Genomic DNA, 26,693 nt, shown 5'->3' with positions numbered 1-26,693 from the left:
TTCGTCGCAAGGGCTCCTCGCAATGACAGTCTTTGTGGCGGCCACCGAGCACCTCACCCCTTCCCGCGTACGTCCATCTGCGGCCGTCCGATCCAGGCGCGATTGAGACAGCGGGTCATCCAGTCGGGCTGCAGCTCGCCCCGCAGCCGCGCCTGCGCCTCCTGGTAGGGGCCGACATAGCGCAGCCTGTCGGGCAATCTCGGATAGACGCGCCTGATCCATCTCAGTGCGTTGTCGGCGGCCTTGATATCCCGCTCGTCAAGCTCAAAGCCGAATCCGGCGCGCAGGCGCTCGGGCAGCATCCTCGCCGAGAGCGCGCGATACCATCGCGGTGGCCGCAACCAGGGTCGCGCGCCCGTGAAGATCTGCGTGGCGATCTCGCGTGCCGCCGCGCTGACGGTCAACGCCTCCGACTGCGCCATTGCCGCGGTGTAGGCAACGAAGCCGGACCAGTCCGCCGGCAAATCATCCCCCGTCAATCCGAACAGGGCGCCGTACAGCCTGGCCTCGCTCCAATAGCGATCGCGCTCCTCCGCCGAGAGTGGTGGCAGCACCAGATCATGTGCCATGAGCGCGGTCTCGACCAGCGTCGCATGGACCCAGCGCAGCGCGGGGATGTCGTTGGCGCAGTAGCGCGAGCCGGCCGCGAACGGACCCACGGTCTCGGGCATCTCGCCGACGATCATGCTGTGACGCCGATGCAGCTGCCGGGACGACAGCAGCGCCCGGTCCAGCGAGCCGAACACCATCGTGAAGACGATGTCGAAGGTGCGATGGAAGCGGCCGATCGGATCGGCAAGGGTGCGCGAATGCTCGGCGATCGCCGCCGCCACCCATGGATGGGCCAGCTGCAGCAGCAGCGCACGGCCGGCACCGAGAAAGATCACGGCCTCCCGGTCGATCTGCCAGGTCAGCGAGGCCGGACCGAACACGCCCGCGACCTGTCCCGCCGCGTTCGTACGCAGCGTATCGAGCGACTCCTCCAGATCTCTCTCAGCAACCAATTGCAGGCCTCGCGACGAAGACACGGCGACCATACTCCGGACCGTGCGCCTGCGAAATCGTCGTCGTGCAAAGCAATGACGAACAAGGCCCCTACTCCGCCGCCATCGGCATCTCGTCCATATGCTCGTGCAGCACCACGCCGGCGAGCGGATCGAATTCGCCAATCCACGGCTTGCGCGCCAGCACCGCCTTCGTGTGGGCATAACCGGCATGCCACCGCCGCGTGATCCCGGACGGACTGAAATCGATGTCCTTGGTATGTGTCTCGCGCTCGAGCTGCGGCGCCAGCAGCCGAACCACATGCATGCGTGTCGGACAACCGTAGCTCATCAGCTCACGCACGGCGGGGTCGTTGCGCTCGCTCTCGGGTAGTCGCGCCGCAAGCTGGTTGATCACATGGCGCAGGCGATGGGCCTGCTGCTGTCGCACGATCTGGCTCGCGATGCGGCTGGAATATTGCACGTCCTTGTGCCGGTTCAGCACCTCCGCCATCGTGGTGGGCTCGGCACCGACGGGATTCCACAGATGCACGGAGAAGATCAGCGAATCCTTGCGGGGATTGTCGTCGAACACCGCTTCCGTCGGCGTGTTCGACAGGATGCCGCCGTCCCAATAGAGTTCACCGTCGATGCGCACGGCCGGGAAAGCCGGCGGCAGCGCGCCCGAAGCCATCACATGCTTCACCGTCAACTCGCCGTCGCGGCTGTCGAAATAGTGCATTTCGCTGGTGCCGACATGAGCCGCACCGACCGTCAGCCGCGGCGCGCAGCGATTGGCCAGGTCGAAATCGACGAGCTCGCTCAGCGTCTTCTCCAGCGGAACGGTCGAATAATAGCCCGCGTGATCGGGACCCAGCGGATAGGAATCTCCGGCATGCGCCAGCGGATTGGGACGGAAGAAACCTGGAATGCCGTGGGTGACGGTCGACCAATAGGCCAGCTTCTCGTTGAAGCCGGGAAATCCGGTGCGCCAGTCCCAGACCGGCTTCTGCTCCATCCGCTTCCAGAACTCCCTCAAGCGCGCGAGCCGTTGCTCCGGCGCGTTGCCCGCGATCAGGCTCGCATTGATGGCGCCGATCGAGGTGCCGATCACCCAGTCCGGCTCTATGCCGGCATCGTGCAGCGCCTGGTAGACGCCCGCCTGGTACGAGCCGAGCGCGCCGCCGCCCTGGAGCACGAGCACGACCTGCCCCGGCAGGTCGTTGCGCTGTATGTTGGTCTGCGTGCCATTCATGGGTCGCTCCTGATCAGCCTCACTGCCCGGGTATTCGCTGCTGACTGCGGCTTGTTACGCCGGCTCATGTTAGTGCGCGGTCCAGCCGCCGTCGACAGGCAGCGCGACGCCCGTGATGGACGCGGCCGCGTCCGTCGACAGGAACACCGAGAGCGCGCCGAGTTCCTCGACGGTGGCAAAGCGCTTGTTCGGCTGCTGCGCCAGCAGCACGTCGCGGATCACCTGATCGCGGGAAATGCCGTGCGCCTTGGCCTGCCCGTCGATCTGCGCCTCGACCAGCGGCGTATAGACGTAGCCGGGGCAGACCGCGTTGCAGGTGATGCCCTCCTCCGCAGTCTCGAGCGCGATGACTTTCGTGAGTCCGACGATGCCGTGCTTGGCGGCGACATAGGCCGCCTTGAATGGCGAGCCGACCAGACCGTGCGCGGAGGCGACATTGATGATCCGGCCAAAGCCGTTCCGCCGCATCGCCGGCAGTGCGAGCCGCGTCGTGTGGAACGCCGAGGTCAGGTTGATCGCGAGGATCTGATCCCATTTCTCGACCGGAAACTGGTCGAGCGGCGCGACGTGCTGGACGCCGGCATTGTTGACGAGAATATCGAGCCGGCCCGATTGTGCGATGGTCGCCGCGATCATCTCGGCGATCGATTTGGGCTTCGTCATATCGGCCGGCGAGTAGCTCGCCTTGATGCCGAACTCGGCGGCGATCTGCTCGCGCGTCCGGCCGATCTCGCTGGCGACGCCAAGCCCGTTCAGCACGATGTCGGCGCCGGCCGCAGCCAGAGCGCGTGCGATACCGAGGCCGATGCCGCTGGTCGAGCCCGTGACGAGCGCCACCTTGCCGGCCAGCGCGCGTGCAGGCTGGGTTGTCTGCGATTTCAGCGGAATGTTCATGCGTGATCTCCGTTTGGCTGGGCTTCGGGGTCGAGCCCGGGCCTTTCGCTGGAGCCTGGAGGATCGCAAGTGCAAACGGAAATACCGGCTGGCTTCCGATTCCATAGGCGCGCGCTATTGCAGCCAGGATGTCATTCCCGGTTCCGATCGGATAAGGTCCGAGCGATCCTGCTGGGAGCCGATCCATGGAAATGCACCAGGTCCGCTATTTCCTCGCGGTGGCGCAGCTCTTGAACTTTACGCGCGCCGCGGAGGAATGCAACGTGACGCAGCCCTCGCTGACGCGCGCGATCAAGCAGCTCGAGGCCGAGCTCGGCGGCGATCTGTTCCGCCGCGAACGCCCGGCGGCGCAATTGACCGAGCTCGGTCAGCGCATGCATCCGCTTCTGAAGCAGTGCTATGACGCCGCCGCCGGCGCGCGCTCGCTCGCCTCCTCGTTCAAGAGCGGAGAGATCGGTGCGCTCCGCATTGCGCTGACGCATTCGATCGACCTCGCCTTGCTCATTCCGCATCTCAACGAGATCAAGCGGCAGTTCAACCGGCTCGAATTCCGCTTCCTGCGCGGTTCGAACCGGGAGGTCGGCGACTTTCTGAAGAAGGGTGAGGCCGAGCTTGGCATCGCTGCGGAGATCGACGAGGCATGGGACCGCCTCGACGTCTGGCCGCTGTTCACCGAAAACTTCGAGCTCGTGGTCGGCGACGGACACCGGCTGGCCGGCCGCGCCAGCATCGATCTGGACGATTTGCGATCGGAGCAGCTGCTGAGCCGGACCTTCTGCGAGCACGCGCGCCGCATCTCCGCGAGCCTGCGCGAACACGGCATCGACATCGAACATGGCCACGAAGTCTCGAACGAGCGCGATTTGATCGAGTTGGTCGAGGCCGACATGGGCGTCGCCATGGTGCCGCACACCTCACCCGTGCCGGAGCGGCTGACCCGCGCCGCAGTCACGGGGCTGGACGCCCGCCGTACCGTCAACCTCTATGGAGTCGCCGGCCGGCAACGCACGGCCGTGGGCAATGCCGTGATGCGCATGCTGCGCGGCGCCGACTGGCGGGAGATTGCGGGGTAGCGCGGACGCTGCTGTCCCTTCTCCTCTTGTAGGCGAGAAGGAGGAAAGTGCGTGCCTCAGCCCTCCCGGCTCGCGCTCTCCAGCGCTTCGATCAGATCGTCGATCTCCATGCGTTTGCGAAAATCCGGATCGACGAAGCGGGCTTTCACGATGCCGTCGCGGCCGACGACGAACACGGCCGGGATCGGCAGCATCCAGCCGTCATTGCCGTGGAATTTCGCCATGTCCTGATAGGACAACAATTGCTGGATCTCGGTGCCGAGCCAGATCGCGAGATTGAGCGACAGCGCGTAGCCGTTGTCGAGATCTGTCAGGATCGGAAACGGCGCGCCGGATTCGGCCTTGAGTTGCCCAGTGTATTCCTGCGTCTCCGGCATGATCGCGATGACCTGCGCTCCCATCGCCCTGATGCGGTCAAGCGCCTGGACCACCGCGCGGACATTGAGCCGGCAATACGGACACCAATGGCCGCGGAAGAACATCACGGCGAGTGGACCGCGAGCCAGCAACGAGGGCAGGGTCACGAGGCGCCCGCCCTCGTCGGGCAGCATGAACGGCGGCATCGGATCGCCCGGGCGCGGCGCAGTCTCGCCACCGCCGTTTCCGCCCAATCGCGCCACCAGGCGATCGACCGCCTCGCCATAGGCCGGGAAGACCTCGCGGCTGGCATCCGCATAAGCGCGGAGCTGTTCGTTCAGCGTGCCGTCCATGTCGCGGCAGCGCTGGAAGGCGAGCCTGAGCTGTTCGGCATCGGCTGGCGAGAGAGACGTCATCTTTCTGCTCCGGCACTTCCGTGGGCGAATACTAGTTTCCCGGTTCGGCCGCCCGCAAGGGGCGGCCGCAATGCCAGGATCGGCTCAGTTCACGTAGAAGTTGCCGGTCGGGTCCAGTCGCCCCGACGTGGAGTACAGCGTGCCCCTGTCCATGAAGAAGACGGTATTGTCGGGCACCTTCTTCGCGTTCTTCATCATGGCCTCGTGGTTCTTCTCGGCCGGGGCCATCGCCATCGCCGACATCTTGCCGGGTCCGCCATAGACATAGGCCATGCCGGCCTTGAAATCCCAGGCCGCTTCCGAGAAGGCCGATGTGGCGATCACCGCAAAGGCCGCGGCAAAAATCAGGGTCTTGGACACTTTCGTCATGGGGACTCCTCCGGATTGACGTGAACGCCCGCCAATCGGGCGCGCTGCAATCGGACGCCGGATACGCCTGAAGCGGAAATGCCGATGCCCAATCGGTTCGATAGCCGCCGCGCATCAACATAGCGCCGGGCTATCGCATCGAAAGCAAGCCGGCATTTCAGGATGGAGACGATCTCGACGAAGCTCCTGGCATAGCCGGTGACCAGCGGGGTTGCGGCCAACAGAGGAGACTTCCCATGTCTAGGCATCACACAGTGTCGCGCGTGGTTTGGACAGGCGTTGCCGTTCTCGGGGCGCTGACGTTTGCGACGCCGGTTTTCGCCGGCGAATGCCCGGCCGGCAAGATCAAGCCGAACGCACAGCAGATGGTCGACCACAAGCCCGTCGGCGTTACCGACGTCACGCTCGGCGCGATCGACCTCGGCAAGCAGCCGGCGCACATCGAGGGCCGCGAGCTGCGCTTCCGCAAGCTGACCATCGAGCCCGGCGGGATCGTGCCCTGGCACAGCCATGACGATCGTCCCGCCCTGATCTTCGTCCAGCAGGGCGAGATCGTCGAATACGCCTCCAACTGCGTCGATCCGATCGTGCACAAGGCCGGCGACATCCGCCCCGAAGTGTTCGGCACCTCGCACTGGTGGAAGAATCTCGGCAAGGAGACGGTCGTTCTCTATGTCGGCGACGTCCGTAAAGATCCCAACGACCATCATATGTAACGAGCGCCGCCCAGCCCCAGCGCACTCGTTACCGGGTGTGGCGCCCGGATCCCCATGCCGTCCGCGTGCCGGGCGCCACATTCCTCACAGGACAATCAGGCATGACCGATCTTTCCGCGCCGATCAAACCGGCCGCAATGACGATGGAGGCTCATTCCCCGGGTCTCGCGCTTCGCTCGCTCGTGATCGGCCTCACCGCATTCCTGACCGTCGTCGACCTCTTCGCGACACAGGCGATCCTGCCTTCGTTGACGCGTCACTACGGCGTCACGCCGGCGGCGATGGGCTTCGCCGTCAATGCCAGCACTTTCGGCATGGCCACGGCCAGCCTCGTCGTCGGCTTCTTCAGCCCGCACATCAACCGGCGCGCCGGCATCCTGCTCAGCCTGGCACTTCTTGCAATCCCCACCAGCCTGCTGGCGTCCGCACCCAATCTTGCGGTCTTCACCGCCCTGCGGGTCGCGCAGGGCCTGTGCATGGCGTCGGCCTTTGCGCTCACCCTCGCCTATCTCGGCGAGCAATGCAGCGCGATGGACGCCGGCGGCGCCTTTGCCGCCTACATCACCGGCAATGTCGCGAGCAACCTCATCGGCCGGCTGATCTCGGCGGCTGTTGCCGATGGCCTCGGACTCGCCTGGAATTTCTATCTGTTCGCCGCGCTCAATCTGGCCGGCGCGGTGCTGGTCTATTTCACGATTCGACGCGTGCAGCCGATGCATGCGATGGTGCCGGCGGATTCGCCGCTAGCCGCCACCATCGCGCATTGGCGCAATCCGCATCTGCGCGCCGCCTACGGCATCGGCTTCTGCATCCTGTTCGCCTTCATCGGCACCTTCACATTCGTGAATTTCGTGCTGGTCCGGCCGCCTCTGTCCCTGGGCATGATGGATTTGGGTCTCGCCTATTTCGTCTTCCTGCCCTCGGTCTTCACGACCCTGCTGGCCGGCAAGGTGGCTACCCGGCTCGGCACGCGGCCCACGATCTGGGGTTCGCTTGCCGTCGCCGGACTTGGCCTGCCGCTGATGCTGACGCCACATCTGGGCGAGGTCCTGACCGGCATGGTGCTGGTCGGCATCGGCACCTTCTTTGCGCAGGCCGCCGCGACGGGCTTCGTCGGACAGGCGGCAACCGGCAACCGCGGCGTTGCCAGCGGCACCTATCTTGCGTGCTATTTCTGTGGAGGGCTCGTCGGCACGGCAGTGCTCGGCCGGCTGTTCGATGCTTTCGGCTGGCAGGCCTGCGTCGCTGGTGTGGGCGTGGCGCTCGGGGCCGCAGCCTTGCTCACCTTCGCCCTGAGGCGCTAAAGCATGATCCGGAAAAGTGCGCAGCGGTTTTCCCTCGCGACAAACGCGGAACGCGTTTGCGCGGAGATCATGCTCAAACAAAGATCTAAAGCGCGATGACGATTCATCCTAATCGCATCGCGCTTTAGCGTTTGGCCGGCGCTTCCTGCGGCGGCTCGTCGTCGGCAATCGCGCGCCAGGCGGCACCGTCGAGATCGTCGTACTGGCCGCTCCTGAGCGACCAGAGGAAAGCGACGAGACCGGCCCCCCCGAGCATCAGGGCCAGCGGGACCAGGATGACCAGGATCTCCATCACACAATCTCCCGCGAGGCGCTGCGGGCACGCAGCGAGTTCAGCATGACCAGGATCGAGGATCCGCTCATGGCCGCAGCCGCGATCAGGGGGGTCACGACGCCGCTGATCGCGACGGGAACGGCAAGCAAGTTATAGCCGATCGCAAGCCAGAGATTCTGCCGCATCAGTTGCAGCGCCTTGCGCGAAGCATCGATCGCGGCAACGACCGGAGCCAGCGGCCGGCCGAGGAAGACGAGATCGGCTGTCGCCTGGCTGAGATGCGCGGCCGAGATCGGCGACATCGAGACATGAGCGGCCGCCAATGACGGCGCATCGTTCATGCCGTCGCCGACCATCAGCACCTTGGCACCACGCCGCTTCAACTCCTCGATCCTGGCGATCTTGTCGGCCGGCGTGACGCCGGCGCGCCATTCGGGAACACCGAGCGCATCGGCCGCGGCCTTCACCACCGGCTCGCGGTCGCCGGAAAGGATCTCGATGCCGATGTTGCGCGCCTTCAGCGCCGCGATCACGGCCTGCGCATCCGGACGCAGGCCCTGGCGAACCGAGAGCACGAATCTGTCGCTGCCCTTGCTGAAAGCCACGATCGAGGCTTCGGGATCGAGCGTGGAGTCTCCGGCCAGCGTCTCGGCACCGCAGAAGGATGGACGGCCGAGGCGAAGCTCGACACCGTCGACCACGGCGCGCACGCCCTGCCCGGCCTCCTCGACCGCGCCGACGATCGGAGACTTCGCACCGGCAGCCTGAGCGACGGCGGCGGCGACCGGATGATGGCTCGACAGCGCGAGCCGGCCGGCGAGCTCGAAGATCTCGGCGGGAATCTCGGCCGCATTCATGACTTCGAGATCGGGCAGCGTCAGCGTACCGGTCTTGTCGAAGATGACATGGTCGGCTTCGGCCAGCCGCTCGATCGCATCGCCGGAATTCAGCAGCACTCCGGACTTGAACATCGTGCCGGAGGCGACCGTCTGCACGGTTGGAATGGCGAGGCCCAGCGCACAGGGGCAGGTAATGATCAGGACGGCAACGCCGGTGACGATTGCATCGTGCCAGCTCGCGCCGGCGATGACCCATCCGAGAATGGTCAGAAGCGCAGTCGCATGCACCACCGGCGCGTAGAGCCGGGAGGCGCGGTCGGCGAGCCGCATGTAGCGCGAGCGCGCCTGGAGCGCGTTGTCCAATAGCCGCGTGATCTCGGCGAGCAGCGTCGCTTCAGACGCGGCTGAGACCCGCACCCGCAGCGTGCCGGAGATGTTCATCGATCCCGCATAGACGGGCGTGCCCTGCTCCGCCGTGACGTAGAGCGTCTCGCCGGTGATCAGGCTCTGGTCGATCTCGGAACGCCCTTCGATCACGGTGCCGTCGACCGCGCAGCGCTCGCCGGGCCGCAACAGCACGATATCGCCGGGGTGGATGGCTGCCACGGGCACCTGCGAGATTTCGCCGGGGCCGACGAACTTCGCAGCCGTCTCCGCTTTCAGCGCCGCGAGATTGCCGGCCACCGCGCGGGTCCGCCGCCGCATGTTCTGGTCGAGGAAGCGGCCGACCAGCAGGAAGGTCAGCAGCATGATCGCGGCGTCGAAATAGGCGTGCTCGGCGTGATGGATGGTCTCGACCACGGACATGCCGAGCGCCAGGATCACGCCGATCGAGATTGGCACGTCCATGTTGGTGGTCTTCGCCGACAGCGCGCGCCAGGCCGAGCGGAAGAACGGCTGGCCGGCATAGGCCGCCGCCGGCAATGCGATCAGCGCCGACAGCCAGTGGAAGAAATCGCGCTGCTCGGGCAGCATGTCCGAGACGTTGCCCGACCACACCGGAATCGACAGCATCATCACGTTCATGGTGGCGAATGCCGCGACGCCGAGGCACCGCAGCAGGAAACGCGATTCGGCGACCTCGGCCTCCTCCGCGCTTTCGGTCTCGAACGGATAGGCCTTGTAGCCGAGCTCCTCGAGGCGGTCGATGAATCGGCCAGGGTCGAGCGTGCCCGCCTTCCATTCCAGCGCGACGCGGCGGTCGGTGAGATTCACGCGTGCCAGCGTGACGTCGGGGATGGCAGACAGGCCGCGCTCGATCTTGGCCATGCATCCGGCGCAGTGAACGCCTTCCACCGCGAGATCGATGTGCTGGAGGCCCTCGCCCGCGCTTCGGACATAGTGCGAGAAATCCCGCGTGACGTGCATGACGAAGTCCTTCAGTTCAGGATCACGCGGTTGCGAGACAGGAACACGCGTTCCCCCCGCGCCTCGCCCTCGATCACCAGATCCCATTGGCCCGGCGCGACGGACTCGGCGCCGCCGCGATAGAGACCGATGCCGGATTCGGTGAGCTCGACGACGAGATCGGCGCGCTTGTCGGTCGGCCGCTCCAGCCGGCCGCCGAACTTGAGCCCGGAGATCGGCTGGCCGCCGGCATCGCGGACTTCGACCTGGACCGAGGCACCGCCGTCGTCGCGGCGCTCGATATGGGCGTTGACCTTCCATTTGCGCGCGGCCTGGTCCTGCGCCGCCGAGATCTCGCGGTCATAGACGAGGCCCGCGGCGTAGGGGCTGTCGACGTCGGTGCCCGGCAGCGTCGCGATCGCGAGCTTCATCATGGTCACGTTGACGCCGATCACGACGCCGAAGAAGGCGACCAGCATCAGCAAGACCTTGGTTCCGGTCAACGGCTTGGAAGCCATGGCAGTCTCCTGATCCTCAAGGCGAGACGAAATTGTCGGTGGCGGACGCGGCGACGCCGAGGCCGATGTCCGTGACGTGGAAGTGGACCGGAATCGACTTCTCCGGGTTGTTGTCGGCCGGCGCGGTGACGAGGAGGCGAAGCTCGCTCGTCGAGTCGCGCGGGATCACGATCATCGGCCGATCCGGGGTCACCGAATCGACGCCGACGACGTGAACGGTCGAATTGATCGGCCCGTCGGCGTCGATGGCGATGACGCGGTCATAGCCGCTCTTGTTGAGCAGCCGAACCGTGTAGGCGTTGCGGATCGAGCCGTCGCTGAGCTTGACCGCGACCGGATTGCGGTCGTGCAGCACGTTGACGTCGAGCAGGCTGCGGGTCGCGAGCGTGTAGATCATGATGCCGCCGACCACCGCGATGATCGCGCTGTAGACGATGGTGCGGGCGCGGACGATGCGGTAGATCGGCGCCTTGCCCTGCTGGCGGCGGTGGATGTTGATGTCGTTGTCGTAGCCGATCAGGCGCTTCGGCCGGCCGATCTTCGCCATCACGTTGTCGCAGGCGTCGATGCAGAGCCCGCATTGGATGCATTCGAGCTGCGGTCCGTTGCGGATGTCGATGCCGGTCGGGCAGACAGCGACGCATTGGTAGCAGTCGACGCAATCGCCGACCTGCTCGCCGAGCGCGCGCAGCTCGGCGGTCTTCTTGACCGAGGTGCGCTTCTCGCCGCGGTCGTAGCGATAGGTGACGTTGAGCGCCCATTCGTCCGTCAGCGCCGCCTGGATTCGCGGCCACGGGCACATATAGGTGCAGACTTGCTCGCGCATGAAGCCGGCCAGCACATAGGTCGTCGCGGTGAGGATGCCGATCCAGATATAGGCGATCATCGGCGCCTGGAAGGTGACGAGCTCCTTCACCAGGGTCGGCGCGTCGCTGAAATAGAGCACCCAGGCGCCGCCGGTCCACCACGCGATCATGATCCAGATCGAATGCTTGAGCACGATCTCGGATATCCGCTCGAGCTTCAACGGATCGGACGATCTGTCCTTCTTCATCCGCTCGCGCCGATCACCCTCGACCAGACGCTCGACGGCATAGAACAGATCGGTCCACACCGTCTGCGGACAGAGATAGCCGCACCAGATGCGGCCGCCGACCGAGTTCATCAGGAACAGCGCCACCGCGGCCACGATCAACAGGCCGGTGAAGTAGTAGACCTCCTGCGGCCACAGCTCGATGAAGAAGAAATAGAAGCGGCTGTTGGGCAGATCGATCAGCACCGCCTGGCTCGGGGCGCCGAGGCCGCGATTCCAGCGTACGAACGGCAGGAAATAATAGACGCCGAGGCAGATCGCCATCAGGGTCCATTTGATCCGCCGAAACGTGCCCGAGACGCTCTGCGGATAGACCTTCTTGCGGGCCGCATAGAGTGGCCCGCTGTCGTCCGCGGGCTTGAGTTCGTTCGGATTGACGGCCTTGTTCATCGCTGAATCTTCCAAGAGGTGCGATTAAACCTAGACCCGGCGCCGGCAAGTCCCGTTGATCCAACGCAAACGGGGGCGTTTTTCTTCGCCCCCGCCGGAAGTCGTCGGTCGTGGATCGGCTATTTGCCGCCGCCGAGCGAGTGGACATAGACCGCCATCGCCTTGATGGTGGCGGGATCGAGCCGGCCTTCCCAGGCGGGCATCACACCGGAGCGGCCCTGGCTGATGGTCTCGATCAGGCTCGCCTCGTCGGAGCCGTAGAGCCAGATCTTGTCGGTCAGGTTCGGCGCGCCGAGCTCCTGGTTGCCCTTGCCGGAATCGCCGTGACAGGCGGCGCAATTCTCCGCAAAGATCTTCTGGCCCTTGGCGGCGTCGAAGCCGTTGCGGGTGGAAAGGCCCGACAGCGACCGCACGTAATTGGCGACCGTGACGATCTCGTCGCCCTTCAGCACGCCGTCCTTGCCGAAAGCGAGCATCTGGCCCTCATGCGTCTTGGCATGGCCTGACCGCGCGCCGAACTGGATGGTCTGCATGATCTGGTCGAGCGTGCCGCCCCACAGCCAGTCGTCGTCGTTCAGGTTCGGATAGCCCTTGGCGCCGGCGGCGCCGGAGCCGTGGCACGGCGCGCAATTGTCGCCGAACACGGTTTTGCCCTTGGCGCGGGCGAGCGCCAGCAGAGCCGGATCCTTCTCGATGTCGGCGAGCGAGGCCGCGCCCAGCGCCGCCATCTTGTCACCGCGGATCTTCTCGAGATTGGCGAGCTCGACCGCGACGTCAGCACGCGAGGAGTAGCCGAACATGCCGGTGGTGTTGCTGGAGATCAGCGGCCAGGCCGGATACACGATCCAGTAACCGATCGACCAGACGATGGTGAGATAGAAGGTGATCACCCACCAGCGCGGCAGCGGCGTGTTGAGCTCCTTGATGCCGTCCCACTCGTGTCCGGTCGTGGACTTGCCGGAGACGGAATCGATGTCGCTAGAATGATCGGTCATGGTTCTCTACTCCTCCCGCAACGGCAGGTGCGCTGCTTTGTCGAACACAGCCTTGTTACGGGGCCAGAATGCGTAGGCGACGATCGCGAGAAAGATCGCGACGAACACCGGTGTCCAGATCGTCGTCACGAGATCGGACGCAAGATTATGGACGGTCAGGATGGCTTTCATCGTTCATGCCTTCTCAGCGAAGATTGGCTTTCTCGTTGTAGATCTTGAAGTCGACCAGCGTGCCGAGCATCTGCAGGTACGCGATCAGCGCGTCCATTTCCGTCGGCGTGCCGGTCTTGCCGTCGAAATTGCGCACGACGGCCTTGGCGTAGCGCTTGCTGAAGGCGTCGGTACCGGCATTGTCCGGATCGGCCTGGGCCTTCAAATCGGCGCCCGCGCTGGCGATCTGCTCGTCGGTGTAGGGCACACCGACGGTCCTCAGCGTGCGCATGTGGTCGGCGATGGCGTCCGGATCGACCTCGTTCGCACTGAGGAACGGATAGCCCGGCATCACCGACTGCGGCACGATCGCGCGCGGGTTGGTCAGATGGGTGACGTGCCAGTCGTCGGAATACTTTGCGCCGACGCGTGCGAGATCCGGACCGGTGCGCTTGGAGCCCCACTGGAACGGATGGTCGAACATGCTCTCGGCGGCGAGCGAGAAGTGGCCGTAGCGCTCGACCTCGTCGCGCAAGGGCCGGACCATCTGCGAATGGCAGAGATAGCAGCCCTCGCGGACGTAGACGTTGCGTCCGGCGAGCTCCAGCGGCGTGTAGGGCCTGACGCCGTCGACCTTCTCGATCGTGCTCTTGAGGTAGAACAGCGGCGTGATCTCGACGAGGCCGCCGATCGCGATCACCAGCAGGATGCCGATGACCAGGATGATCGAGTTCTTTTCGAAGATTTGGTGGCGTGTCCAGAACGACATTTCTTTAGCTCCTCATTCCGCCGGCTGAAGAGCGACGGGCATCTGGACTTCCGCCTCGCCGACGCGAACCGTCATCCAGAGATTGTAGGCCATGATCAGCGCGCCGATCAGGAACAGCCCGCCGCCGGCGGCGCGGATGATGTAGAAGGGATGCATCGCCTCGACGGTCTCGATGAAGGAATATTCGAGGAAGCCGAGCGAGGTGTAGGCGCGCCACATCAGGCCCTGCAGGATGCCGGACACCCACATCGCCGAGATGTAGAGGACGATGCCGAGCGTGGCGACCCAGAAATGCCAGTTGACGAGCTTGAGGCTGTAGAGGCCCTTGCGATTCCAGGCCCACGGCACCAGGCAGTAGAGCGCGCCGAAGGAAACGAAGCCGACCCAGCCGAGCGCGCCGGAATGCACGTGGCCGATGGTCCAGTCGGTGTAGTGGCTGAGCGAGTTGACCACCTTGATCGACATCATCGGGCCCTCGAAGGTCGACATGCCGTAGAAGGCGACGGAGACCACGAGCATGCGCAGCACGGGATCGGTGCGCAGCTTGTCCCAGGCGCCCGACAACGTCATCAGGCCGTTGATCATGCCGCCCCAGGAGGGCATCCACAGCATGATCGAGAAGGTCATGCCCAGCGTCTGCGTCCAGTCCGGCAGCGCCGTGTAGTGCAGATGGTGCGGGCCGGCCCAGATGTAGAGGAAGATCAGCGCCCAGAAGTGGATGATCGAGAGCCGGTAGGAATAGATCGGCCGCTCGGCGCGCTTCGGGATGAAGTAGTACATGATGGCCAGGAAGCCGGCAGTCAGGAAGAAGCCGACCGCGTTGTGGCCGTACCACCACTGGAACATGGCGTCCTGGATGCCGCCCCAGGCGACGTAGGACTTCGAGCCGAACACCGAGACGGGGAGCGCCGGATTGTTGCCCAGATGCAGGACCGCAATCGTCACGATGAAGGCGAGATAGAACCAGTTCGCCACGAAGATGTGCGGCTCCTTGCGCTTGAAGATGGTGGCAAGGAAGACAAGCAGATAGGCGACCCAGACGATGGTCAGCCACAAATCGGCGTACCATTCCGGCTCGGCATATTCCTTCGACTGGGTGACGCCGAGCAGATAGCCCGTGCCGGCGATCAGAATGAAGAAGTTGTAGCCCACCACGACGAACCACGGCGCGAGGTCGCCGGCAAGGCGCGCGCGGCAGGACTTCTGCACCACGTAGAAGGAGGTCGCGATCAGCACGTTGCCGCCGAAGGCGAAGATCACGGCGGAGGTGTGCAGCGGCCGCAGGCGACCGAAGCTGGTCCAGGGCAGATCGAAATTCAGCGCGGGCCAGGCCAGCTGTGAGGCGATGATGAGACCGACGAGGAATCCGGCAATGCCCCAGAACATCGCCATGAAGGCGGAGAACTTGATCGGCCCCATGTTGTAGTTCGGGCGGCCGTTGATTTCCTGGGGCGGCAGCGCCGCCGGCCGTTCGAAGTAGCGGTTGACGATGAAGAACACCGCAGCCAGGCTCGCCGCCGCGCTGAGCGCGGCGTGGAAGGCGAAGGGCGCATCGAGCGCCTTGGCCGAGGCGATCACGCAGAGGAAGGCGGTGACTGCGAACACGACAGCCAAGCCGCTTTCACCGATGGTCATGGATTTGGAGATGGAGGGCTGGCTCATGCGGATTCTCTCTGAAAGAACACAGCGCCAGAAACCACATCCAACCTCGCAGGGAATTGATTGAAATCAAGATGGATGGATTTCTGTTAATGTGAGGCTGATGCAGGGCCAGTTGAAATCCTCTCCGCATGCGGGAGAGCGGCACGGAAGTCAGACCGACGCGCGAAAAGGAACAACCTCCGTGAAATCACGGAGGTTGAAACCGCAATATTGGAGGGGCGCTCCGTCAGTCTCTTGCCGTCGCCTTGAGCGCTGCGATGACGTCCTCGCGGGCAATGATTCCGACCAGCTTCTGTGCACCGTCGAGCACGATGATGCTCCTGATGCGATGCTCGACCATGATCTGGAGCACACGTGTCAGCCGCGTGTCGGGACTGACATAGATGAACTCGGGCGTCATGACGTCGCCGATCTTGCGGCTCATCAGGTCATCGTAGCGCGGCAACATCTGGCTCGGCGTGAAGGCGAAGCACTTCAGGATGTCGAATTTGGTGACGATGCCGACCACTTGCCCGTCGTCTTCAACCGGATAGCTGTTGAAATCGTCGGTCTCGAACATCTCGCTGAGCTGAAACAAGTCGAGACTGCGCTGCACCGTTTTGACGTTGCGCGTCATGTAGCCATCGACAGTCTGTTCAAGAAATCTATACACGACGCGTCCTCCTCTGACCCGGGCCGGCGGTCAGTGCGACAGCAGCACGCTGCGGGCGGTTTGCGTGACCAGATGCTGGGTGACGCCCCCCAGGATCAGTTCACGAAATCTCGAATGGCCGTAGGCGCCCGCGACGATCAGGCCGGCGCCGATGTCCCCGGCGACCTTCTCCAATTGCGCCGCCGGGGTTTCGTCTGCTGTGGCCTCCGAGACGCGTGCAGTCGCGGTGACGCCGTGACGGCCGAGCCAGGCGGCAACGTCGATGACGCCGGCCATCACGGCCGAACGGTCGTCGTCCTGCTCTGGAATTTCAACGATGGTGACGTCCCTCGCCTTGCGCAGCACCGGCAGCGCGTCGGCCACCGCCCGCCGCGCCTCCGGCGTGTCCTTCCACGCCACCAGCACGTTGCGCAGGTCGAGCCAGCCGGCCCGGTCGGGGACGACGAGAAGCGGTCGGCCGGCCTGCAGCACCAGATCCTTGGGGCTCGCGAGCGAGAAAGAGTCGGAGAAGGCCGGACTCTGCCCCCCGCTGACGACGATGTCGGCGCAACGCGCCTGCGCCAGGACGAATCGCGACGGAAAATCCATGGCGCTGCGCCACTCCACATGTCCGCCGCGATTCTTCGTGGCCGCGCGGAATTGTGCTTCCAGGCCGGCCAGCCGCCGCTTGACCGAAGCTTCGCCCTCGTCGATCAGCGTTTGCGCCTCGGCGCCGTCGGTGAAATAGAGCGGCGGCGCGAACTGCGCCGCGGCGACCCCGACGATGGCGGCCTCGAATCGTTCGGCGAGCTCCCCCGCGACCTGAAGACGCGCCTCGTTGGGCTGATCGAGTGCCAAGCTGACCATGACGGTCGCGTATGTCATCGGGATATCTCCAGCATCACCAAATTTTTTCAAATCCTAAACCTGCTGCCGCACAGCAGGCTGAGATAGATCAAAGCAGGCGCTTTTGGCTCCCTCGCCGTTCAGTGGGAAATCCGCCAGTGAATTCAACGTCCGCGCTTGCCTCCGAGCGAGCCTTGGGCGAAATTGCGGGTACGGTAAAGGCATCCTGCCTGGCCGCCGAGGATAGGAGCAGAGCTTGGCGCCGACCCGCGTGACCCATTCGGCAGACGATGGTCGGGGCGAGCACTTTCGTGGCCGCATCGAAGGATTCGGGGTGGGCACCTGGGACCTCGATCTGCGGACGCGCGAACTTGAATGGTCGGAGATGGCCAAGCGGCTGTTTGGCCTCGCGCGGGATCAGACGATCAGCTACGATCTCTTTCTTTCGCTGCTGGAACCGAACGATCGGGACCATCTCCTGAAGGCAATCGGGCGCACCTCGGAGGGCGGCGGGGGACTTGACCTGTCGTTCAAGCTCGGCGGCATGTCCGGAAACGGTCAATGGATCCGAGCCAGGGCTGGCGTGATCCGGGACGAAGCGGGCACGCCACGTCACCTCAGCGGGATATTTCTCGACATCAACGAGGAAAAGCAGCTCGAAGAGGCCCTGCGCTCCCAGGAGAATCATCTTCGCTCGATTCTCGAGACGGTGCCCGACGCCATGATCGTCATCGATTCACGCGGCATCATGCAGCTCTTCAGCAGCGCCGCGGAGCGGCTGTTCGGCTACAGCAGGCAGGAAGCCATTGGCCGGAACGTGAGCATTCTAATGCCGGAGCCCGATCAGTCGCGTCACGACGGCTATCTCGCGCGCTATCTCAGGACGAACGATCCGCACATTATCGGGATCGGCCGGATTGTGACCGGCAAGCGCCGCGACGGCACGACTTTCCCGATGCACCTGTCCGTCGGACAGACGCAACGCGCAAGCGAGCCCTATTTCACCGGCTTCGTGCGCGACCTCACCGAGCACCAGCAGACCCAGGCGCGGCTCCAGGAACTGCAATCCGAGCTGGTGCACGTCTCGCGGTTGACCGCGATGGGCGAAATGGCCTCCGCGCTCGCCCACGAGCTCAACCAGCCGCTGGCGGCGATCAGCAACTACATGAAGGGATCGCGGCGCCTCCTCGCCGGCAGCAGCGATCCCAACACGCCGAAGGTCGAAAGCGCGCTGGATCGGGCGGCGGAGCAGGCCTTGCGTGCCGGCCAGATCATCCGGCGCCTGCGCGACTTCGTCTCCCGCGGCGAATCGGAGAAGCGGGTCGAGAGCCTGTCCAAGCTGATCGAGGAAGCCGGCGCGCTCGGGCTCGCCGGCGCGCGCGAGCAGAACGTGCAACTCCGCTTCAGCCTCGATCCCGATGCCGATCTCGTCCTCGCCGACCGCGTGCAGATCCAGCAGGTGCTTGTCAACCTGTTCCGCAACGCACTCGAAGCAATGGCGCAGTCGCCGCGGCGCGAGCTCGTGGTCGCCAACACCCGCGTCGGCGACGACATGATCGAGGTGGAGGTCTCCGACACCGGCATCGGCTTCCGGGACGACGTCATTCCGAACCTGTTCCAGACCTTCTTCACCACCAAGGACACCGGCATGGGCGTGGGACTTTCCATCAGCCGCTCGATCATCGAGGCTCACGGCGGCCGCATGTGGGCCGAGAGCAACGCAGCGGGCGGGGCGACATTCCGCTTCACCTTGCCGGCAACCGACGAGAGCTGAATCATGACGACCAAGGGAAAAGTCTACGTCATCGACGACGACGCAGCGATGCGGGACTCGCTGAACTTCCTGCTGGATTCCGCCGGCTTCGGCGTCACCCTGTTCGACGACGCCCTCGCCTTTCTCGAAGCCCTGCCCGGCCTCGGCTTCGGGTGCGTCGTCTCCGATGTGCGCATGCCCGGCCTCGACGGGATCGAACTGCTGAAGCGGATGAAGGCACAGCAGAGTCCGTTCCCGATCGTGATCATGACCGGTCATGGCGACGTGCCGCTCGCGGTCGAGGCGATGAAGCTCGGGGCGGTCGATTTCCTGGAAAAGCCGTTCGACGACGACCGTCTCACCGCCATGATCGATTCGGCGATCCGCCAGGCCGAGCCCGCCGCCAAGAGCGAGGCCGTCGCGCAGGACATCGCCGCCCGCGTCGCGTCCTTGAGTCCCAGGGAGCGCCAGGTCATGGAAGGGCTGATCGCAGGCCTCTCCAACAAGCTCATCGCCCGCGAATACGATATCAGCCCGCGGACCATCGAGGTCTACCGGGCCAACGTCATGACCAAGATGCAGGCGAGCAGCCTCTCGGAACTGGTCCGGCTGGCGATGCGCGCTGGCATGCTCAACGATTGAGGCAGGTCAAGGCGCCTTCCCGGCGCCGTGCTAACCAGCCAGCATGATCGAGGTCAGCTCACATCATGCGCGGCTGCCGTCCTCCCCACAACTCACCGTCTTTGTGGTCGACGATGATGCCGCCGTCCTGGGATCTCTGCGGTTCCTGCTGGAGACCGACGGCTTCGCCGTGCGGACTTTCAGGAGCGGTACGGCGCTGCTCAACGTCAGCGGCGCGCCTGGACCGGACTGTTACGTCATCGACTACAAGATGCCGGACATCAATGGCATCGAGCTGACCGGTCGGCTGCGCAAATCCGACCAGGTCGCGCCAGTGATCCTGATCACCGGTTATCCCGACGAGAACATCTCGGCCCGAGCGGCGACGGCGGGCATCAAAGACGTGATTTTGAAGCCGCTTCTCGACGAAAACCTGGTCAAGTGCATCCGCCACGCCATCCAGGATCGCCCCGCGCCTGACCTACGGGATTCTACGTAAGGCAACCCCCTTAAGATATCGCTCGAAATTTTCGAAGCCCCCGATACCGCGTACGAAAGCGTCATCACAACGGAGATGGCGCAGATGCTGACCCAGACGCTCAACACCCAGGCGATCAACACCCAGATTGTTGGCAAGATTGCTCCTGCCCATCCGGTCACCGACCAGTTCGGTGCAATCGCCGGCCATGTCGGCCTTGTCGCCACGGAATTCTCCTATCGTAAGGACGAGGAGATCTATGGCGAGGACGAGCCGTCCGAATATGTCTACCAGGTCGTGTCGGGCGCAGTGAGCAGCTACAAGCTGCTTTCCGACGGCCGTCGCCAGATCGGCGCCTTCCATCTTCCCGGCGACGTGTTCGGCCTCGAATCCGGTCCCACTCACCGCCTCGCCGCAGAAGCCATCATCGACACCACCGTGCGCCTCGTGAAGCGCGCAAGCCTCGAGAAGGCTGCCGGCACCGACGTCCAGGTTGCCCGCAAGCTCTGGGCGATGACCGCCGGTGAGCTGCGTCATGCCGAGGACCACATGCTGCTGCTCGGCCGCAAGACCGCGATGGAGCGCGTCGCGACCTTCCTGCTGGAAATGGACCGCCGCCTCGCGGTAGCCGGCATGATGGCGCTGCCGATGTGCCGCCGCGACATTGGCGACTATCTCGGCCTCACCCTCGAAACCGTATCGCGCGCACTGTCGCAGCTTCACGCCCAGGGCATTCTCGGTTTCTCCGGCGCCCGCCAGATCGTGCTGCGCAACCGCCAGCGCCTGCACAATCTCGACGCCTGATCGGTATCTCCCCCGTGACTTGGCTGGCCGAACCCGTTTCGGCCGGCTTTTCTTTCGTTGCGATCATGCCGTGCGCCGGGTTTCCGGCATCACCAGCAGGATCAGAAGGAGCCCCGTCGCGGCGACGCCGGACAGCCCGATGAACGCGGTGGCGTTGCCGAACTTGTCGCTGACATAGCCGCCCAGTGCCGTGCTCAGTGACGCCCCGATTCCGGTCGCGGTGCCGACGATGCCCTGCGCCAGGTTGAAGTGACCGCTGCCAAAGGCGACGTCGGCGACGATCAGCGGAATCATCACCGCGAACACCGCCGCGGTGAGGCCGTCGAACACCTGCACCAGCACCAGGAGATAGGGATCGCGCACGGTCGCGAACAGCAGGCCGCGAATCGTCAGCGCGCCGAATCCGATCAAGAGCAAGGGCCGCCGGCCCCACACTTGCGCCTGGCGCCCGACCATCGGCGACAGCAGCGCCACGATCGCCTGCGGCACGATGATGCAGGCGGCGACGAGCACAGTCGCCCATTGGCTCGACCGCGCCGTTACTGCGCTCGCCATCAGCGGCATCATCGCGGCGTTCGCAAGCTGCAACAGCAGGACGCTCAGCGCGAAAACGATGAGGGGACGCTGCCGGATCAGATGCCAGATATTGGTGTCGCCGCGGTCGGCGGCTTCAGGAGGCATCTCGCCGTGACAGCGCCTGATGTCGACCTCATTCTCGCGGATGCGCGACAGCGCGATCAGGGTCGGGATCGCGAGCAGGAAGGTGACTAGAAACACGGAGCGGCTCGACAGCAGATAGCCCGCGGTGCCCATCACGGCCGCCGCGACGCCGTTGCCCAGCGAGGCGAAGCGTGCGTTGCGTCCGAGCCGTTCGCCGATCGCGAGCGGCCCGACGAGGCCAAGGCTGATCGCGGCGATCGCCGGCCCGAGCACGCAGCTCGCCGCCGCGTGCAAGGTGGCCGCGGTGACCACAACGGGGAAGATCGGCATCGCGGCATAGGCCAGCGCGCAAGCGCCGATGGTCGCAATCGCGAGAGCGGCGACGAGACGCTCCGATTTCGCGGCATCGATGATCGCGCCGCCCGGCATTTGCCCGATCAGCGCGACGATGCCGCCGATCGACAGCACGAGGCCGATCTCGACCTGGGTCCATTTCTGCGTCGTCAGATAGACCGCGATAAAGGGACCGAATCCGGTCTGCACGTCCGCGAGGAAGAAGATGAACCAGTCGAGGCCGCGTAGGCTCTGGCGCGAGGGCGCCGGAATACCCGCGGCCGACGGCGCAGCGACTTTGTCCTGCTCGACGCGGCCGCCGCGATCTGCATGGTTCGGCTTCCTCGACAACAGCACGGGCAGTCAGCCCTCCCTGCACCTCACTGGATCGCCTGCAGCGGCTGGAGGCTGCCGGACGCGCCGAGCACGACGATCGGCGTGTCTTCCTTGTATTCCGGCGCGGCCGCGACCTGCGCCTTGGTCAATTCCAGCGTGATGCTGTCCTTCTTGTTGGCGATCTTGCCGAACCGTAGCGCGTTCCAGTCCACCACGATCTTGCGGCTGCCGACGCCGAGGAAGCCGCCGAAATCGATCGCCGCGGCGCGCACATGGCCGGCGCGATCGACGATGACGTCGACGATACGGCCCATGTCCTCGCCGGCGGCGCTGCGAACGTCGCGGCCGAGCACGCCGTGGGCCTCGCTCGCGCCGATGATGGTCACCGAGGGCGGCGGCGCGGCGTCCTTGGGCGTCACCGGAACGGTTGAGACCGGCGGCTGTGCCGTCGCCGGCGCATTCGCTTCATTCTGGCCTGCGGGGTGATCCTCCGCGGCGCGCGACGGCGCGACCGTCAGGGCAACCGCGATCGCCACGCCCAGGATCAACGCTCCGATCGCACGCATGACACCCTCCTTACGACGCGCCGCTAGCGCGCCAGCACGATCGAGACCTGGATCTGGCCGCGCGTGCGCATCACCTCCAGCGCCACGTCGTCGCCGTGGCGGCTGACGCAAAGATCGACGCTGGACTGGCCGAGGCGCAGATCGCGCAGGATGACCTCGTTGAGGAACGCCGGCAGATGCGGATTGCGCAGGCGAATCTCGCCGCGCGCCACGTCGAACTCGAGGCCGAGCGCCGCCTCCAGCAGCGTGAACGGCGTCGCGCTGGCCCAGGCCTGAGGCGCGCAGGCGACCGGATAGAGCGTCGGCCCGCGCCGCTTCTCGCGGCGGAAGCCGCAGAACAATTCGGGCAACCGGCGCAGATCCATGTAGGTCGCGGCATCGAACAGCCCCTTGAAGACATGCGCTACCGAATTCTTCAGGCCGTAGCGCGCGAGACCGAGCGCGATCAGCGCGTTGTCGTGCGGCCAGATCGACCCGTCATGATAGGACATCGGATTGTAGCGCACCTCGCCCTGCGCGACGGTGCGGATGCCCCAACCCGAGAAGAAATGCGGGCGCATCAGATCGGCAGCGACGAGGCGCGCGCGGTCCTCCCGGATCATGCCGCTGAACAGCACCTGGCCGGCGTTCGAGGTCCGCACCTTGCACGGGCGCTTCTTGCCGTCGAGGGCGAGCGCATAGGTGCCGAGCTCCTCGCACCAGAACGCCTTCTCGAAGCGCTCGGCGAGTGCCCTGGCTTCGGTCTCGAGCTTGCGCACGCGGTCCGGCCTGCCGAGCCGCAGCGCGCAACGCGCAGCGAGCTGCTTGGCGGCAAAGACGTAGCCCTGGACTTCCGCGAGGGCGATATTGCCCTCTGCAAGCTGGCCGTCGGCATGGAAGATCGCGTCGTAGGAATCCTTCCAGCCCTGGTTGGCCAGCCCCTTCTCGGTCGCGCGCTGGTATTCGACGAAGCCGTCCTGGTCGGGATCACCAGGGCCGTCGATCCAGGCCAGCCCCGCCTCGATCGCCGGCCACAGCTCGATCAACGTGGCCTCGTCGCCGGTGCGCTCGAAATAGCTTCCTGCGAGCAGCACGAACAGCGCGGTCGAATCGACGCTGCCGTAGTAGTGCGCGAACGGCACTTCCCCGAGTGCCGCCATCTCGCCGCCGCGCATCTCGTGCAGGATCTTTCCGGGCGCAGCGTCGGCGAGCGGGTCGATCTCCGTGGCCTGGAAATGCGCGAGCCGGCGCAGGACGCCTTTCGCGACACGGGGATCGACCCAGAGCATCTGGAGCGCGGTGATGAGGCCGTCGCGACCGAACGTCGTCGAGTACCAGGGGATGCCGGCATAGGGGTAGCGCCCCTGCGGCGTCTCGGTCATCAGCATGTTGAGGTCGGCCATGGCCTGGCACAGCACCTCGTTGAAGATGTTGTTGGAGGTCTCGATGCTGGCCGCGCCCATGGTCGACCGCCGCATCTCGCGGCGGTGCGCCAGCAGACCCGGGAAGAACGGCACCGGCTTTTCCGTCACCGGTCGGTTGCAGGACACGGCCACGAAAAGCGATTTGGCCTGGTGCGGCTCCAGGTCGAGCTCCCAGGTCGCGGCATTGACCGAGAGCCGCGTCGGACGCGGGTCGAAATGCAGCCCGGTGGTCCGTTCGGCCTCGTCGAGGCCGCGATATTCGAACAGGACGTCGGTCGGCCCGAGCAGCCGGCTCGTTCCTATCCCGCGGCGCGGTCGCCGCTCGCCGCGGACCTCGAACAGATCGGCGAAGTCATTGCCGAACAGCAGCGTCAGGTCGACGCTGGTGCGCCGGTCGCCATGGTTCTGCACGCCGATGCGCTGATAGGCCGTGCCGCGCCACAGGAAGATCGTGCGCACGATGTGCAGCAGGTCCTTCTGCAGAACGAGGTTGCCCTGCCGGTAGATGTCCGGATTGGTGAGGTCGACCGTCAGCGCCGAATTGTCGTCGCGCAGGTTCGAGCCGAGCAGCAGCGGCTGGAGATCGTCGAGCACGAGCTCGAGCCGCGCGAGGTAGCGCGTATCGTGATGGAACAGGCCGTCCGGCCCGCCGGCGGATGCGCCGATGTCGCCATGGCTGTCGAGCACGATGAAAGTGTCGTCGTGCTTGAGTGAACGCCGCGGCCGTGCCGACGGCCCCGTCATCGGAATATAGAAAGGTTGTTCCGCGACCTGTTCCGAGGTCCTCGTCACGGAGACGAACTGGGTTACGGCTTCGGCCGACATGAGCTGCTCCCCTGCGCCTGTTTCAAACGCAACCACTCGAGAACGCGACTGCTGGTCTACGCGGCGGCTTGCGCGAGCCGGCTCATTTCCTGCGTGACCAGCTCGCGATACGGCCCGTGGCCCTGCATCAGACGCTCGGGCGAGCCGTCCTCGATGATCTTACCATTCCTCAACACCACCACGCGGTCGAAATTGCGCAGCGTCGCCAGCCGATGCGCGATCGCGATCACGGTCCGGCCGCGCATCAGGCGCGACAGCGCCTCGCGGATCGCCTCCTCGGATTCGCTGTCGAGCGCGGCAGTCGCCTCGTCCAGCAGCAGGATCGGCGCATCCTTGAGGAAGGCGCGCGCGATCGCGATGCGCTGGCGCTGGCCGCCGGACATCTTGACACCGCGGTCGCCGACCATGGTGTCGAGGCCATCGGGCAGGCTCTCGACGAAGTCGCAGCGCGCCGCGATGGCTGCACGCAGCACCTCGTCGTCGGTCGCGTTCGGACGGCCGTAGCGGATGTTCTCGCGAATGGAGCGATGAAACAATGAAATGTCCTGCGGCACGACGGAAATCGCCTCGCGCAGGCTCAGCTGCGTGACCTTCGAGATGTCCTGGCCGTCGATGGTGATGCTGCCCTCGTCGACGTCGTAGAAGCGCTGGAGCAACGTGAACAGCGTCGACTTGCCGCCGCCGGACTGCCCGACCAGGCCGACGCGCTGGCCCGGCTGGAGCCGCAGGCTGAACCGCTCGAAGATCTTCTCGCCGCCGGGATAGCCGAAGGCGACATTGTTGAACGCGATCGCAGCGCCGCTCTTCATCAGCGGCTCGGCTTCGGGGTGGTCGCGCAATTCGTGCGGCACCAGCAGCGTGGCGATCGCCTCGGTCAGCCGCGCCACGTGCTGGGTGACGTCGACCAGCGCCACCGCGAGATCGCGCGTGGCGCTCAGGATCGAGATGCCAAGCGTACAGACCAGAACGACGTCACCGGTGGTCGCTTCACCCCTATGCCAGAGCGTGATTGCCCAGGCCATCAGCGCAACCGTCAAAAGCACGGTTACGGCAGCATGCAACAGCCGCAGCTTTTCCAGATAACGCAGGCTGCGGCTTCGCGCGATGAGTTCCCGGTTCACGGTCGCGTCGAACCGCTCATGCTCGTGGCCGATGCCACAGAAGGCACGGACCAGGGGCATATTGCTGATGACATCGATCATCTCGCCGTCGACCGCGGCCGCCTTGTCGGCGAAATCGTCGTGAAGCGGCTTGCCGGCGGCTGCCAGACGGAACATGGCGATCACCATACCGCCTGCGATCACTGTCAGGCCGAGTGCCATATAAGGACTGACGGTTCCAATCAGCGCGATTGCCGCAATTGTGGCAATGCACGGCGGCAGCACGTTCCAGACGAACATGTTCTCGACCGTGAACACCGCATTCGACGTCGCCGTGATCCGGCTCGTCAGCATTCCTGGCATCCGGTCGGAAAAATAACTCGGCGCGTGTCCGGTCAGATGACGAAATATGTCTCGCCGCAAATCACCCGTGACCCGGACAAAGGTGAAGCTCGCTGTCCAACTCGCGATCCGCCACAGGAAGTTGTCGGCGGCGATCAAAGACATGAGCAGAATGAATGCCAGCCATACGCCGCCGCCACCATGCGAAGGTCCCGCAGACAAGGCGTCGACAAGGGATTTAACCCCGTACTGAGTGCCTACGGAGCAGGCAACCGCCGCAACGACTGCGGTCAAGATCACCATGTGCGACGCCATTCGCATCCGAAGATAGCGCAAGACAAAGGCAAATGGCCTGCGCGCGTATCCAGAAAGCTGATCCATATGGCTATCGCCCCGTTATGCTGATTTTCGTTTGATTACTGGTCGAGTGAACATCGACCGCTTCGCCTCTGTTCCCGGGCAACGCCATCACGACATGCGGATGCGGGCGATGTGCGAAAATCTGGTGGCAGCATCGCGACGATCGCCCGACGTGTCGAATATGTAACGTTTGGGAGAAGGAACTTCGCAAGTGCGGGAACGTTCCCTTGG

27 protein-coding genes are annotated in these 26,693 nt (G+C 65.0%); 7 read left to right on the top strand and 20 right to left on the bottom strand.

Annotated elements, in window-relative coordinates:
• Positions 1–53: 53 nt before the first annotated feature.
• The 3 genes from IC50_RS32930 to IC50_RS32920 form a co-directional block, all read right to left on the bottom strand.
• Positions 54–1,004: an oxygenase MpaB family protein gene (locus IC50_RS32930; RefSeq protein WP_035715327.1), complete on the bottom strand. Its 951-nt coding sequence runs from the start codon at positions 1,002–1,004 to the stop codon at positions 54–56.
• 91 nt (positions 1,005–1,095) lie between these two features.
• Positions 1,096–2,238 carry a DUF3734 domain-containing protein gene (locus tag IC50_RS32925; RefSeq protein ID WP_035715306.1) on the bottom strand — a complete coding sequence of 381 codons (1,143 nt, stop codon included), beginning with the start codon at positions 2,236–2,238 and terminating at the stop codon, positions 1,096–1,098.
• Between the two features lie 69 nt (positions 2,239–2,307).
• Positions 2,308–3,132, bottom strand: a complete 825-nt coding sequence (locus tag IC50_RS32920; RefSeq protein WP_035715302.1) for a 3-hydroxybutyrate dehydrogenase — start codon at positions 3,130–3,132, stop codon at positions 2,308–2,310.
• Positions 3,133–3,317: 185 nt separating this feature from the next.
• Between IC50_RS32920 and IC50_RS32915 the strand changes: the two genes are divergently transcribed.
• The gene (locus tag IC50_RS32915) at positions 3,318–4,205 is read left to right on the top strand and encodes a LysR family transcriptional regulator (protein WP_035715299.1); all 888 of its coding nucleotides are present in this window, start codon (positions 3,318–3,320) and stop codon (positions 4,203–4,205) included.
• 56 nt (positions 4,206–4,261) lie between these two features.
• Here IC50_RS32915 and IC50_RS32910 read toward each other — a convergent pair whose 3' ends face one another.
• From IC50_RS32910 to IC50_RS41675, 3 genes are all read right to left on the bottom strand, one after another.
• Complete coding sequence (locus IC50_RS32910; protein WP_035715296.1) at positions 4,262–4,978, bottom strand: peroxiredoxin-like family protein; 717 nt, start codon at positions 4,976–4,978, stop codon at positions 4,262–4,264.
• Positions 4,979–5,062: 84 nt separating this feature from the next.
• Complete coding sequence (locus IC50_RS32905; RefSeq protein ID WP_035715294.1) at positions 5,063–5,347, bottom strand: hypothetical protein; 285 nt, start codon at positions 5,345–5,347, stop codon at positions 5,063–5,065.
• Positions 5,344–5,568 (bottom strand): hypothetical protein, encoded by a 225-nt coding sequence (locus IC50_RS41675; protein ID WP_157461173.1) that lies wholly within the window; start codon positions 5,566–5,568, stop codon positions 5,344–5,346. Before IC50_RS41675 ends, IC50_RS32905 begins: the two co-directional genes overlap by 4 nt.
• A 15-nt stretch (positions 5,569–5,583) precedes the next feature.
• On the opposite strand from IC50_RS41675, the gene IC50_RS32900 reads away from it, so the two are divergent.
• Both IC50_RS32900 and IC50_RS32895 read left to right on the top strand, forming a co-directional pair.
• Positions 5,584–6,063 (top strand): cupin domain-containing protein, encoded by a 480-nt coding sequence (locus IC50_RS32900; protein WP_035715292.1) that lies wholly within the window; start codon positions 5,584–5,586, stop codon positions 6,061–6,063.
• Positions 6,064–6,164: 101 nt separating this feature from the next.
• Positions 6,165–7,367 (top strand): MFS transporter, encoded by a 1,203-nt coding sequence (locus IC50_RS32895; RefSeq protein WP_035715290.1) that lies wholly within the window; start codon positions 6,165–6,167, stop codon positions 7,365–7,367.
• Between the two features lie 124 nt (positions 7,368–7,491).
• On the opposite strand, the gene ccoS is transcribed toward IC50_RS32895, so the two are convergent.
• From ccoS to IC50_RS32845, 10 genes are all read right to left on the bottom strand, one after another.
• The gene (ccoS, locus tag IC50_RS32890) at positions 7,492–7,659 is read right to left on the bottom strand and encodes a cbb3-type cytochrome oxidase assembly protein CcoS (RefSeq protein WP_008550618.1); all 168 of its coding nucleotides are present in this window, start codon (positions 7,657–7,659) and stop codon (positions 7,492–7,494) included.
• Positions 7,659–9,848 (bottom strand): cation-translocating P-type ATPase, encoded by a 2,190-nt coding sequence (locus tag IC50_RS32885; RefSeq protein WP_035715288.1) that lies wholly within the window; start codon positions 9,846–9,848, stop codon positions 7,659–7,661. Before IC50_RS32885 ends, ccoS begins: the two co-directional genes overlap by 1 nt.
• An 11-nt stretch (positions 9,849–9,859) precedes the next feature.
• Positions 9,860–10,345 carry a FixH family protein gene (locus IC50_RS32880; protein ID WP_035715285.1) on the bottom strand — a complete coding sequence of 162 codons (486 nt, stop codon included), beginning with the start codon at positions 10,343–10,345 and terminating at the stop codon, positions 9,860–9,862.
• A gap of 16 nt (positions 10,346–10,361) precedes the next feature.
• Positions 10,362–11,828, bottom strand: a complete 1,467-nt coding sequence (gene ccoG / locus IC50_RS32875) for a cytochrome c oxidase accessory protein CcoG (protein ID WP_035715280.1) — start codon at positions 11,826–11,828, stop codon at positions 10,362–10,364.
• A 119-nt stretch (positions 11,829–11,947) separates the two neighbouring features.
• Positions 11,948–12,823, bottom strand: a complete 876-nt coding sequence (gene ccoP, locus IC50_RS32870) for a cytochrome-c oxidase, cbb3-type subunit III (RefSeq protein WP_035715277.1) — start codon at positions 12,821–12,823, stop codon at positions 11,948–11,950.
• Positions 12,824–12,829: 6 nt separating this feature from the next.
• Positions 12,830–12,994, bottom strand: coding sequence for a cbb3-type cytochrome oxidase subunit 3 (locus IC50_RS32865; RefSeq protein ID WP_028179361.1), 165 nt, complete (start codon positions 12,992–12,994; stop codon positions 12,830–12,832).
• A 13-nt stretch (positions 12,995–13,007) separates the two neighbouring features.
• Entirely contained in the window at positions 13,008–13,742 is a 735-nt protein-coding gene (gene ccoO / locus IC50_RS32860; RefSeq protein WP_035715274.1) for a cytochrome-c oxidase, cbb3-type subunit II, read from the bottom strand.
• 12 nt (positions 13,743–13,754) lie between these two features.
• On the bottom strand, positions 13,755–15,404 hold the full coding sequence (gene ccoN / locus IC50_RS32855) for a cytochrome-c oxidase, cbb3-type subunit I (RefSeq protein WP_035715271.1): 1,650 nt from the start codon (positions 15,402–15,404) through the stop codon (positions 13,755–13,757).
• 226 nt (positions 15,405–15,630) lie between these two features.
• On the bottom strand, positions 15,631–16,056 hold the full coding sequence (locus IC50_RS32850) for a CBS domain-containing protein (protein ID WP_035715268.1): 426 nt from the start codon (positions 16,054–16,056) through the stop codon (positions 15,631–15,633).
• 30 nt (positions 16,057–16,086) lie between these two features.
• Complete coding sequence (locus tag IC50_RS32845; protein ID WP_035715264.1) at positions 16,087–16,920, bottom strand: universal stress protein; 834 nt, start codon at positions 16,918–16,920, stop codon at positions 16,087–16,089.
• A 217-nt stretch (positions 16,921–17,137) separates the two neighbouring features.
• On the opposite strand from IC50_RS32845, the gene fixL reads away from it, so the two are divergent.
• The 4 genes from fixL (at position 17,138) to IC50_RS32825 (ending at position 20,537) form a co-directional block, all read left to right on the top strand.
• On the top strand, positions 17,138–18,655 hold the full coding sequence (fixL, locus tag IC50_RS32840; protein ID WP_035715261.1) for a sensor protein FixL: 1,518 nt from the start codon (positions 17,138–17,140) through the stop codon (positions 18,653–18,655).
• 3 nt (positions 18,656–18,658) lie between these two features.
• Positions 18,659–19,276 (top strand): response regulator FixJ, encoded by a 618-nt coding sequence (fixJ, locus tag IC50_RS32835; protein WP_035715258.1) that lies wholly within the window; start codon positions 18,659–18,661, stop codon positions 19,274–19,276.
• A gap of 43 nt (positions 19,277–19,319) precedes the next feature.
• Entirely contained in the window at positions 19,320–19,754 is a 435-nt protein-coding gene (locus IC50_RS32830; RefSeq protein WP_035715256.1) for a response regulator transcription factor, read from the top strand.
• An 84-nt stretch (positions 19,755–19,838) separates the two neighbouring features.
• Positions 19,839–20,537 carry a helix-turn-helix domain-containing protein gene (locus IC50_RS32825; RefSeq protein ID WP_035715325.1) on the top strand — a complete coding sequence of 233 codons (699 nt, stop codon included), beginning with the start codon at positions 19,839–19,841 and terminating at the stop codon, positions 20,535–20,537.
• A 63-nt stretch (positions 20,538–20,600) separates the two neighbouring features.
• On the opposite strand, the gene IC50_RS32820 is transcribed toward IC50_RS32825, so the two are convergent.
• From IC50_RS32820 to IC50_RS32805, 4 genes are read right to left on the bottom strand one after another with little or no spacing between them, the layout of a single operon-like run.
• Positions 20,601–21,887 (bottom strand): MFS transporter, encoded by a 1,287-nt coding sequence (locus tag IC50_RS32820; protein ID WP_035715252.1) that lies wholly within the window; start codon positions 21,885–21,887, stop codon positions 20,601–20,603.
• A gap of 23 nt (positions 21,888–21,910) precedes the next feature.
• Entirely contained in the window at positions 21,911–22,432 is a 522-nt protein-coding gene (locus tag IC50_RS32815) for a PRC-barrel domain-containing protein (protein WP_035715249.1), read from the bottom strand.
• Positions 22,433–22,455: 23 nt separating this feature from the next.
• Entirely contained in the window at positions 22,456–24,660 is a 2,205-nt protein-coding gene (locus tag IC50_RS32810) for an amylo-alpha-1,6-glucosidase (protein WP_035715246.1), read from the bottom strand.
• A 56-nt stretch (positions 24,661–24,716) separates the two neighbouring features.
• Positions 24,717–26,483, bottom strand: a complete 1,767-nt coding sequence (locus tag IC50_RS32805; protein WP_035715244.1) for an ABC transporter ATP-binding protein — start codon at positions 26,481–26,483, stop codon at positions 24,717–24,719.
• Between the last annotated feature and the right edge of the window lie 210 nt (positions 26,484–26,693).

The organism is Bradyrhizobium genomosp. I (2014), assembly GCF_000261685.1.
Classification (GTDB): Bacteria; Pseudomonadota; Alphaproteobacteria; order Rhizobiales; family Xanthobacteraceae; genus Bradyrhizobium.
This window is presented reverse-complemented; position numbering and strand designations above follow the sequence as displayed.